General features: G+C 59.9%; 8 protein-coding genes. 7 read left to right on the forward strand and 1 reads right to left on the reverse strand.

What is annotated here, in order from left to right:
• Positions 1-120: 120 nt before the first annotated feature.
• From pvdM to OQ248_RS00980, 7 genes are all read left to right on the forward strand, one after another.
• On the forward strand, positions 121-1,470 hold the full coding sequence (gene pvdM, locus OQ248_RS00950; RefSeq protein ID WP_265811799.1) for a pyoverdine-tailoring dipeptidase-like protein PvdM: 1,350 nt from the start codon (positions 121-123) through the stop codon (positions 1,468-1,470).
• Between the two features lie 28 nt (positions 1,471-1,498).
• Entirely contained in the window at positions 1,499-2,779 is a 1,281-nt protein-coding gene (locus OQ248_RS00955; protein WP_265811800.1) for an aminotransferase class V-fold PLP-dependent enzyme, read from the forward strand.
• A 30-nt stretch (positions 2,780-2,809) separates the two neighbouring features.
• Positions 2,810-3,703, forward strand: coding sequence for a formylglycine-generating enzyme family protein (locus tag OQ248_RS00960; RefSeq protein WP_265811801.1), 894 nt, complete (start codon positions 2,810-2,812; stop codon positions 3,701-3,703).
• Positions 3,704-3,820: 117 nt separating this feature from the next.
• The gene (locus tag OQ248_RS00965; protein ID WP_265811802.1) at positions 3,821-5,470 is read left to right on the forward strand and encodes a cyclic peptide export ABC transporter; all 1,650 of its coding nucleotides are present in this window, start codon (positions 3,821-3,823) and stop codon (positions 5,468-5,470) included.
• A gap of 154 nt (positions 5,471-5,624) precedes the next feature.
• Entirely contained in the window at positions 5,625-8,051 is a 2,427-nt protein-coding gene (locus OQ248_RS00970; RefSeq protein WP_265811803.1) for a TonB-dependent receptor, read from the forward strand.
• Between the two features lie 262 nt (positions 8,052-8,313).
• Positions 8,314-10,335, forward strand: a complete 2,022-nt coding sequence (locus OQ248_RS00975; protein ID WP_265811804.1) for an S-type pyocin domain-containing protein — start codon at positions 8,314-8,316, stop codon at positions 10,333-10,335.
• A 1-nt stretch (position 10,336) separates the two neighbouring features.
• Entirely contained in the window at positions 10,337-10,594 is a 258-nt protein-coding gene (locus tag OQ248_RS00980) for a bacteriocin immunity protein (protein ID WP_265811805.1), read from the forward strand.
• 111 nt (positions 10,595-10,705) lie between these two features.
• Here the strand turns inward: OQ248_RS00980 and OQ248_RS00985 are convergent, their stop codons facing one another.
• On the reverse strand, positions 10,706-11,653 hold the full coding sequence (locus OQ248_RS00985) for an alpha/beta hydrolase (protein WP_265811806.1): 948 nt from the start codon (positions 11,651-11,653) through the stop codon (positions 10,706-10,708).
• Positions 11,654-11,682 lie beyond the last annotated feature (29 nt).

An 11,682-nucleotide genomic window follows, 5' to 3' on the forward strand; every position in this document is an offset into this window, starting at 1 on the left:
TCGTGCATCGGGCGGCGTTCTTTTCACCCGGACCTAAATTACCCGGCTGCCCAGTCGTTTCACCCAGATAGCGAAGGCCCTTGCGCCCGCACCTCGACGGCGAACCTGACTGAGATGGCAATGACAAAACCACGTTCGAAAAAGGCTCTTTACATCGGCCTGCCGCTGGCCCTGGCAATCAGTGCTGCCGCAGGCTTTGCGGTCTGGGAACACTGGTTCAAGGACAATCCCGGTTACCCGGTCAAAGTCATGCAGCAAGCCGGCGAATTGCAGGATCGCATCCTTTCTTTCGATAGCCACATCACCGTGCCGCTGGATTTCGGCACGGCCGGCAACGAAGCCGACAAGGATGGCAGCGGCCAGTTCGATCTGGTGAAAACCGCCCGTGGACGCCTGTCCGGGGCCGCCCTGACGATCTTCGGCTGGCCGGAAATCTGGAACGGCGCCAACGCGCCACACCGTCCGACTGCCGGGTTTGTGGAAGAGGCGCGCTTCGAACAGGAAACCCGCTACAAGATCATCAGCACCCTGGTGCGCGACTTTCCCAATCAGGTTGCCATCGCCTACACCCCGGACGATTTCCGCCGCCTGCATGGCGAAGGCAAGTTTGCGATTTTCATGAGCATGCTCAACGCCTATCCGCTGGGCAACGATCTGAACGCCCTGGACAAGTGGGCCGCACGCGGCATGCGCATGTTCGGTTTCAGTTACGTGGGCAACAACGACTGGGCCGATTCTTCACGACCACTGCCGTTTTTCAATGACACCCGCGATGCGCTTGGCGGACTGTCGGACATTGGCAAACAGGCCGTGCATCGCCTCAACGATCTGGGCGTCATCATCGATGTCTCGCAGATGTCGACCAAGGCGCTGGAGCAGGTCGCACAACTGAGTCGCGCACCGATCGTGGCCTCCCATTCGGCACCGCGGGCACTGGTGGATATTCCGCGCAATATCAGCGACCAGGAAATGCAACTGATCAAGAACAGCGGCGGCGTCGTGCAGATCGTCGGCTTCCCGACTTACTTGCGCCCGTTGAGCCAGGCGACCCAGGACAAGCTCAACGCATTGCGGGCCCGGTTTGACCTGCAGCCGTTGCAGGGCCTGGAGATGGCGCTGATGCCTGGCGACCCGATCATTACTGTGTGGCCGGAACAACGCTTTGGCGAGTACGCCGGCCAGCTCTATGCAATCGTCGACGAAGAACCCAAAGCCAACCTCAAGGACTTCGGCGACGCCATCGATTACGCCGTGAAGAAAATCGGCATCGACCATGTCGGCATCAGTTCCGACTTCAACGATGGCGGCGGCCTGGACGGCTGGAAGGACGTCAGCGAAGCGCGCAACGTAACCGCCGAGTTGATCTCCCGTGGTTACAGCGAAGCCGACATTGCCAAATTGTGGGGCGGCAACTTCTTGCGGGTCTGGGAACAGGTACAAAAATCCTCCAGGCCTGTCGTCAACCGCTGACACCTCTTCGAACAAGCGATCAGAACTCATGACCAACCGTCGTTCTTTCCTCAAACAGGCCGGCATCCTGGCCGCCGGCCTGCCCCTGGGCGCTGCCGTCAACCTGCCGGCTCGCGCCGCCAACCCACAACCGCTCGCCGGGAACAAATGGGCCCAATTGCGCCAGCTGTTCGATCAGGACCCGGATTACCTGCATTTCGCCAACTTCCTCGTGACGTCCCATCCGCGCCCGGTGCGCGAAGCCATCGAACGCTACCGCGTGACGCTCGACCGCAATCCCGGACGAGCGATGGATTGGGATCTGGGTGAAACCGAAAAACGCGAGCAGGCCGTGCGCGAATGGGCCGGTCGCTACCTCAAGGCCAAACCCGAGCAGATCGCCCTCACCGGCAGCACCACCGAAGGTCTGGCACTGATCTATGGCGGCATCCATGTGCGCGCCGATCAGGAAATTCTCACCACCGAACACGAGCACTACTCAACTAACTACACGTTGGGTTATCGCCAACAGAAAGATGGCGTAAAGGTGCGCAAACTGAAGTTGTTCGACAGCAGCGCAAAGGCGTCCGTCGACGAAATACTGACCCGCATCGACCAAGGCATTCGCCCCGAAACCCGCGTACTGGGCATGACCTGGGTGCAATCGGGCAGCGGCGTGAAACTGCCGATCGGCGAGATCGGCAAACTGGTGGACCGGCACAATCGCCAGCGCGAGGAAAAGGATCGCATCCTGTACGTCGTCGACGGCGTGCACGGTTTCGGTGTCGATGACCTCGACTTCCCCGACATGCATTGCGACTTTTTTATTGCCGGCACCCACAAGTGGATGTTCGGTCCCCGCGGTACCGGGATCATTTGCGCACGGTCCAGCGAACTCAAGGACGTCACCCCGACCATCCCGACCTTCTCCGAAGCCACCACGTTCTCTACCATCATGACCCCCGGCGGGTATCACAGTTTCGAACACCGCTGGGCGCTGGACGAAGCGTTCAAGCTGCATTTGTCGCTGGGCAAGCGCGAGGTGCAAACGCGCATTCAGCAACTCAACACCTACGCCAAGAACCGCTTGCTGGAACACCGCTCGATTGAACTGGTGACACCCCGCAGCGCCGATCTGTCTGCCGGTTTTACCTTCTTCCGGATCAAGGATCGCGACTGCGATCAGGTCGCCGCCCGGCTCATGCAAAACCGCGTGGTGTGTGACGCGGTGGAGCGCGACGCCGGCCCGGTGATCCGCATCGCACCCGGTCTGCTGAACAGCGAAAACGACATCGAGCGTTTCATGGCCGTACTCGACAAACAGCTGTGACGCCCCGCTTTCCTTCAAACGAGATGACTCATGAAACGTGATCTGTTGACCCCTGCCCTCGGCGCCAGCGCGCTCAAGGCACTGGCCCTCGCCGCCCTCATGACCGGTCTGCTGCCGACTGCCGCACAGGCCGCGACACCGCCCGCCGCGGGTAAAGTATTCAAGGACTGCAAAGACTGCCCGGAAATGGTCGTGCTACCGGCCGGCACCTTCACCATGGGCACGCCGGAGGATGAAGTGGGCCGCGAACCCGACGAAGGCCCGATGCATGAAGTGACCTTTGCCAAACCCTTCGCCATGAGCCGCTTCCAGATCACCGCAGGTGAATGGGACAGCTACATTCGCGAGAGCGGTGCGGTGATCGCCAACGGCGACACGCGGCCCGGTCGCGAGTGCATCGCAAGCAAACCGCGCTACCCGCAAACACCGCGTCAGCCGGCCGTGTGCATGGACTTCCAGGACATCAAGAACTACGTCGCCTGGCTGTCGAAAAAGACCGGACAGAAGTACAGCATGCTCAGCGAAGCCCAGCGCGAATACGGAGCCCGGGCAGGATCCAAAGGCCCTTTCCCCTTCCCGTTCGACGAGGGCAAGGGCTACAGCATCGCCAAACACGCCAACACTTACGGCCCGGCGGACGGTTACAGCTTCAGCTCGCCGGTGGGCAGCTACCCGGCCAACGACTTTGGCCTGTACGACATGCACGGCAATGTCTATGAATGGGTCGAAGACTGCTATCACCCGGACTACAACGGTGCGCCAACCGATGGCAGCGCGTGGCTGGAACCCAACTGCGACACCCTGCGCATTCGTGGCAATGACTGGGGTGAAGCGCCGGTATTCTCCCGCTCGGGCAACCGCAACGACATCGATCCGAAGACCCGCGGCGACTGGATCGGTTTCCGCGTCGTGCGTGAGTTGTAATCGGCAGTAACGCTTCTCCTCCCCCCGGTCGCCGCCAGTCGGCGGCCGTCTAAATTAAGCACCGGATCAGACGTTCTACAGGGTATCTGCCTTTACGACCCAAGGAACTGTCCTGTCATGACCCAGCCTACGCGCGGTGCAATTCATGAATTGTTCACCCTACTCAAACCTTTTCGGCTCGTCGTTGCACTGTCGGTCATTCTGGGCATGGTCGGTGGCCTGAGTGTCACGGTCCTGCTGGCCACCATCAATAACGCGCTGCACTCCGAATCCGGTCTGACCCAAGGCGTGGTCGCGCTGTTCGGCGGCCTGTGCGTGCTGGCGCTGCTCAGCTCGATCTGCTCGGACATCGGCACCAACTATGTCGGCCAGCACATCATTGCGACCCTGCGCAAACAACTGGGCGAGAAAGTGTTGTCGGCACCGATCGAACAGATCGAACGCTATCGCAGCCATCGCCTGATTCCGGTGCTGACCCACGACGTCGACACCATCAGCGACTTCGCCTTCGCCTTTGCGCCACTGGCCATTTCGCTGACCGTCACCCTCGGTTGCATGGGGTATCTGGCGATGCTGTCGTGGCCAATGTTCCTGATCATGGTCGTGGCGATCCTGATCGGCACGGGCATCCAGTACTTCGCCCAGGGTCGCGGGATCAAGGGTTTCTTCGCCGCCCGTGACGCTGAAGACGAACTGCAAAAACATTACAACGCAATTGCCGAAGGCGCCAAGGAACTGCGCATTCACCGCCCGCGCCGCCAGCGCATGTTCAACAGTGGCATCAAGGGCACCGCCGATTTCATCTGCAAGACCCAGATCAAATCGATCAACACGTTCGTGATTGCCAAGAGTTTCGGCTCGATGTTGTTCTTTGTGGTCATCGGCCTGGCGCTGGCCCTGCAATCGTATTGGCCCAGCGCCGACAAAACCGTGATTAGCGGTTTCGTTCTGGTGCTGCTGTACATGAAAGGTCCGCTGGAACACCTGGTCGGCACCTTGCCGGTGGTCAGCCGCGCACAGATCGCCTTTCGCCGTATCGCTGAACTGTCGGCGCAATTCTCCTCGCCCGAGCCGCATCTGCTGCTCAGCGATCAGGGCAAGAAAGCCGAGCCGGTGCAGAGCCTGGAACTCAAGGATGTGCGCTATGCCTTCCCGGCCGTGGGCGAGGCCAACCCGTTCACGCTGGGGCCGGTGAACCTGAAGATCGAACAAGGCGACATCGTGTTCATCGTCGGCGAAAACGGCTGCGGCAAGACCACCCTGATCAAACTGCTGCTGGGCCTCTATCCGCCACAGCAAGGAGAAATCCGCCTCAACGGCGAGTGCGTGACCGCCCTCACCCGCGACGATTACCGCCAGTTGTTCACCACGGTCTTTGCCGACTACTACCTGTTCGATGACGTGGTGCAGGGCGATACGCACATTCCCGACGATGCCAACAAATACCTGCAGCGCCTGGAAATCGCCCACAAGGTCAGCGTGCAGGACGGCAGCTTCACCACCACCGACCTGTCCACCGGCCAGCGCAAGCGGCTGGCGCTGGTCAATGCGTGGCTGGAGGAGCGCCCGGTGCTGGTGTTCGATGAATGGGCCGCGGATCAGGACCCGACCTTCCGCCGGATCTTCTACACCGAGCTGCTGCCCGACCTCAAACGCCTGGGCAAGACCATCATCGTGATCTCCCACGATGACCGTTATTTCGATGTCGCCGACCAGTTGGTGCGCATGGATGCCGGCAAAGTCAAAACCGCGCTCAACCCGGCCTGATACGCCAACCGCTCAGGGATGAGCTGATCCCGCCTTCGCGCGATAGCAGAGATTTTCGCGGCTCGCGGGATTTTTTCCGGTTTTTACGCAGTGTTGCGTCTAATTATCATTAACTAATAAAACTGCACTCGCACTTCAGGAGCATCCCGAGCAAATGCAAGCCTTAAAGTTGTCCCGTACCCCTCTGGCCGAGGCCGTCTCCCGCCGCCATCCGCGTGGCGCAGTGCTGTCAGGTGCCCTGCTGACGTTGATGCTGTTGGCCAGCACCCAGGCTCAAGCGACGCCGGTCGACGTCAACATCCCTGCGCAACCGCTCTCCAAAGCTCTGCAACAGCTTGGGCAACAAGCCAATTTGCAGATTCTCTACAGCCCGGAAACCCTGGCTGGCCTGAAGTCGAGCGCGGTATCCGGTCACCTGGAGCCGAAACAGGCACTGGACAACCTGCTGCTGGGGAGCGGCATGACCTATCAACTCAACGGCAACGCCGTTTCGCTGATGCCGGCCGCTGGTGCAGCAGCGGGAAACGCAATGGAACTGGGCGCGGTATCGATTTCCGGCAAGGCGCCGGGGTCGACCACTGAAGGCACCGGGCTGTACACCACGTACTCGTCCAGCAGCTCGACGCGCCTGAACCTGACCCCCAAGGAAACCCCGCAGTCGCTGACCGTCATGACCCGTCAGCGCCTCGACGACCAGCGCCTGACCAACCTCAGCGACACCCTCGACGCCACTCCGGGCATCATCGTGCTGCGTGACGGCCAGGGCGCAGAGTCCGACGGTTATTTCTCCCGTGGTTTCGAGATCCAGAACTTCGAAATCGACGGCGTGCCGACCGTCAAGCGCATGGACAACTACACCCAGAGCATGGCGATGTACGACCGTGTGGAAGTGGTGCGTGGCGCCACCGGCCTGATCAGCGGCCTGGGCAGCCCTTCGGCCACCATCAACCTGATCCGCAAGCGTCCGACCGCCGAAGCTCAGGCCAGCGTCACCGCCGAGGCCGGCAACTGGGACCGCTACGGCACCGGTTTCGATGTCTCCGGGCCGTTGACCGAAACCGGCAACATCCGTGGCCGTCTGGTTGGTGACTTCAAGACCGAACAGTCCTGGGTTGACCGCTACAAGCAGGATTCGCAGCTGATGTATGGCATCACTGAATTCGACCTGAGCGAAGACACCCTGCTGACCATGGGTTTCAGCTACCAGCGCACCGACGTCGATTCGCCAATGCGTTCGGGTTTGCCAACCCGTTTCACCGACGGCTCGCGCACCAACCTCAAGCGCTCCCTGAACTCGGCACAGACCTGGTCTTATAACGACCACGAACAAACCAGCTTCTTCACCTCGATCGAACAACAGTTCGGCAACGGCTGGAGCGGCAAGGTCGAACTGACTCACTCCGAGAACAAATTCGACGAGGTCTTCAACTACGTCAACGGCGGCCTGAACCCCGACGGCAGCGGCACGACCCAACTGCCGGTGCGCTTCTCCGGTACCCCGCGCCAGAACAACATCGACGCCTACCTGACCGGCCCGTTCGGCCTGCTGGGTCGCGAGCACGAGCTGATCGCCGGTGTGACCCTGTCGCAATACAACGAAAACGTGCCGAACTACGGCAACTGGAAGTATGACTACAACACCTCCCCTGCCGGCGCCATCGACAACCTGCTGAACTGGAACGGCGACTCGGTCAAACCCGAATTCAATGCCATTGGCAAATCCACCGTCGACGAAACTCAATACGCCGCTTACCTGGCCACCCGCCTGCGTGCCACCGACGACCTGAGCATCCTGCTCGGCAGCCGCGTGGTCGACTGGCATCGCGACATCGAAGACAAGCCGTACGACGGTGCAGAAACCAAGACCAAGGAATCGGAAACCGGCGTCTACATCCCGTACGCGGGTGTGGTCTACGACGTCAACGACACCTGGTCGCTGTATGCCAGCTACACCAAGATCTTCAACCCGCAATCGTCCTGGGTTCGCGACATCAACAAAAAGCCTCTGGACCCGATGGAAGGCACCGGCTACGAAGTCGGCGTCAAGGGCAGCCATTTCGATGGCAAGCTGAACTCCAGCTTCGCGCTGTTCAAGATCGAGCAGGACAACCTGGCGATCTGGATCGACACCCCTGGCGGCAACACCTACAAATCCGAACAAGGCACCACCACCAAAGGTGCTGAATTCACCCTCGATGGCGAACTGGCCGAAGGCTGGCAAGCGTCTGCCGGTTACGCCTATGCCGTCAGCACCGATGCCGATGACAATCGCATCGTCACCACCCTGCCCCGTCACAGCCTCAAGACCTTCACCAGCTATCGCCTGCCGGGCATTCTGGACAAAGTCACCGTTGGCGGCGGTGTGAACTGGCAGAGCAAGACCGGTGCCGACCTGCATACCTTCGAGCAAGGCAGCTACGCCGTCACCAACCTGCTGGCACGCTACGACATCAGCAAAAACCTCAGCGCCTCGGTCAACCTGAACAACGTATTCGACCGCGAATACCTCAGCTACGCCGGCGACCACGGCATGTACGGCGCACCGCGCAATATCATGACCGGCTTCAAGTACACGTTCTGATTTAACCGCTGCAATACAAAAAGCGCCCCGGCCAGACCGGGGCGCTTTTTTTATGGGTGAAGGTTTGATGGAACCACAAGACATGCTGTTTGAAAGGCATTTCCTTTCGTTGCAGAGGAAACGTCCGAATACATAAAAGAAGCATCCGCCTGATGCCGCTTTTTGTCGAAAACTCCCGCCTTGTCTCCTGTCAGCGCCTACAGACAATCCGGATATTTCCTTGAGCACTTCGCTGTAACTTTGTTTGGCAGGAAGCCAATGAGTGCTCACCCGTTATCTATCGAAAACCATGCACATTCAAAAGGATATGAATATGCAAAAGCCACCGCCATTCGTATTGACCGAGGCCGTCCACACCACCGCGACAGCGCCTCCACACGTGCGTATAACCCCACCAACCGGCACCACGATTCCCAACAGCGGTCGATTCGGTCCTCCGCGAAACAGCAGCCGATATCAGCAAGTACTGCAGAACTTTACCGGCCCGCTGGAAGCGGAATATCAAGGCAAGACAGCACAGATTCCGCTGATCATCGAAGCGGATCTGGCAGCCGCACGGCAGGAAATTTCTACCCACCCGCTACCACCGGCTGCCGCGCTGATCCGCGAGCTGGGTGTGCGCACCACCGTGATTCAGCGAAAAACCGGGCAGCTGCAGCACCAGACCCATTTGTCCCACGGTTTTTACGGCAGCGATCCAACCGATAAAACGGTTTTCCAGTTCCTTTCCCGCGCGCAGATCGTCGACCCGATCCTGAGCCCCAACGGGCCGGGAATGAACTTGTGGAAACAGTCCTATCGAGCAGCGCTCGAAGCCAGGCTGCTGGCCCAGACCCTCGCGATTCTGCATCAACAGCAAGCCAGCGTGCAGCAATGGCTGGCCACCGTGCAGGCCAACGAACAGGCCCAAGCCGTTGCCGCCGAAGCAGCGCGTCAGGCCGCTGAGCACGCCAGAATCGCCGCAGAGCAACAACGTCAGCAAGCGTTGGCCGAAGAGGTTCGTCGCCAACGTGAACTGGCAGAGGCTGAACAGGCGCGGGTTCAACGAGAACAGGAAGCACAGCGCTTGAAGGAACAGCGTGAGGCGCAGAGAAAGGCCAAAAGGAAAAGGCAGCAGCAGGCGCGCCGCGCTGCCCGGGCCAAAGCGAGACTGGCCGCGCAACACAAACGCCTGCATGAACAATGGCAAGCCGAGAGCGACGCACGCTGGCAAAACCCGACGTTCGCCAACGTTGGCTCAATGGCTGCGTTTGACTCAACGTTCAGCGGCACACTCGGCCACATCGCCACCGACCTGACCACCTCACTGGCGCTCAGAACCGCTTTGCGCTCAGCCGTTTCTGTCGTGAGCGCCGCGACTGTGCCCGCTCTGGTTGGCTTCGCAGCACTGCTGATTCCATCCAGGCTGGGCAATGGTGATCTTTATTCGGCCAGCGTTCCGCTCTCGGAACTGGCTCCAGGTCTGAACGCTGTCGACCTGTACGAGCGGGCGGCCAGTGGCAAAGACATCGACCTGCCGGTGAGGCTCGGTTCCAGAACGACAGGCAATCGCGCAGAGATTGTGATCGTCGCTACAGACGGCATCACAGTACCTGCCAACGTGCCGGTAAGACTGGCCCGTTTTGATGCCGGCAAAAATGCCTACGTCTCCGGCGGCGCCAGGGGTCCCACCCTGACCTGGACACCTTTGGTACAGCCGCTGAGTCCTTCAACGGATTTGCCGTTCGCCGACACCGATCTGCCGATCTACGAAGGTGCAACGGTCACCCCGCTAGGCGGGCGAATCGACCCCTTTCCCGAACTAGATCAGTACGACTTCGGTGGCTTCATCACCGTGTTCCCGATCGAGTCCGGTATCCCGCCGACTTTCACGATGTTCAGGGATCGTCGTCAGGATCCGGGAATCGCTTCGGGGAATGGGCAAGTAGTAACGGGGAACTGGCTAGGGGCCGCGTCAACACCGGAGGGTGCACCGATACCTGCGCAGATTGCGGATAAGCTGAGGGGGCGGGAGTTTTCCAGTTTCAGGTTATTCAGAGAAGCGTTCTGGAAATCCGTAGCTGGAGAACCCGAACTCAAAAACCAATTTATTGGGAACAACATTGAAGAGATGAAAAATGGACGCGCCCCTTTTGTTCGCAGGGCAGACAGGCAAGGAGGCCAGGTTAAATTCGAACTACATCACACGAAATACATATCTAAAGGTGGTGAGGTCTACGACATTGACAACATCAGAATCACCACACCGAAACAACACTCTGAAATCCACAAGGGAAAAAATTGAAATGCACAAACCAATTCTTTCCGATTACACCGAAACAGAGTTTCTGCGGTTCGTTTCCGGAATTTGCAATGCGCAATACGACTCGGAAAGAGAACAAGTCCGCGCAGTGCTTTTATTTGAAGAGCTCACGGAGCACCCCGACGGTTCGGACATGATTTACTACGCCGGCTCCGACGACGAGGCGACCCCGGAAGCCATCGTTAGCAAAGTGAAGGAATGGCGAGCCGCCAACGGAAAACCGGGTTTCAAACCGGAATAGTCAGTTTTTGAAACTTGCTGTCAGAGCCGGCCTACTGGCTAGCAAGCTCACACCCAAAGAGCCGGGTGTTGACGGCCTGATATGTGGACGCACACATCAGGCCAACAGGTTTCAGACCGTTTCGGGATACATCACGGTGCGCAGCACGCTCACCAGTTCCTGATAGATCGTCTCCACCTCTTCGGTGACCATGCGCATGCGCAAAAAGTCATGCACGTGGCCGCTGAATTCGCGGCATTCAAGCAACCCTCCGGCGCTGGCCAGACGCTCGGCGTAGGCGCGGCCTTCATCGACCAGCGGATCGAAGCCTGCCAGCGCCACGTAGGCCGGGGCTGCGCCCTGGAGGTCGGGGCTCAGCAGTGGCGAGAAGCGCCAGTCGCTGCGATCCTCGATGCTGCGGGCGTAGTGCTGGTAGAACCATTCCAGCGTCTCGCTTTCCAGCAGGTAGCCTTCGCCGAGCAAGTCCATCGACTCACGACGCTGCGAGGCGTCGGTCACCGGGTAGCAGAGCAATTGCAGGCACGGTTTCAGCGCGCCGGCGGTGCGCGCCTCAAGCGCCAGCACGGTTGCCAGCGTGGCGCCGACGCTGTCGCCGCCAAACACCAGGCGCGACAGATCGAGATCGAATTCGCCGGCCTGTTCGCGCAGCCAATCCAGTGCATCGGCACAATCGTGCAACGCCACCGGGAATCTGTGTTCCGGCGCGCGGCGGTAGCCGACCGACAGCACGGCACACGGCGTGCGCGCGCAGAATTCGCGGCAAATGCCGTCGTGGGAATCGAGGCTGCCGACGACAAAACCACCGCCATGCAAAAACAACAGAACCGGCAAGACACCGCCCCTGTGCAACGGACGGTACAGCCGCAGGGTCAGCTCGGCGCCGTCGCGGGCGAGATGTCGCACCTCACTCACCTCGACATCCGGCACCTCCCAACGCATCTGTTGCGAGGACTGCTCGAACGCCTCACGGGCCTGCTCGGGTGTCCCTTGGTGAAACGCGTCGTTCCGACTGTCTTCGACCAGATCAAGAAACGCCGCTACTTCAGAATTCAATGACATGCACCCCATCCCGGGCCGATGCGCACAAT

The organism is Pseudomonas sp. COW5, from assembly GCF_026240005.1.
Taxonomy (GTDB): Bacteria; Pseudomonadota; Gammaproteobacteria; order Pseudomonadales; family Pseudomonadaceae; genus Aquipseudomonas; species Aquipseudomonas kribbensis.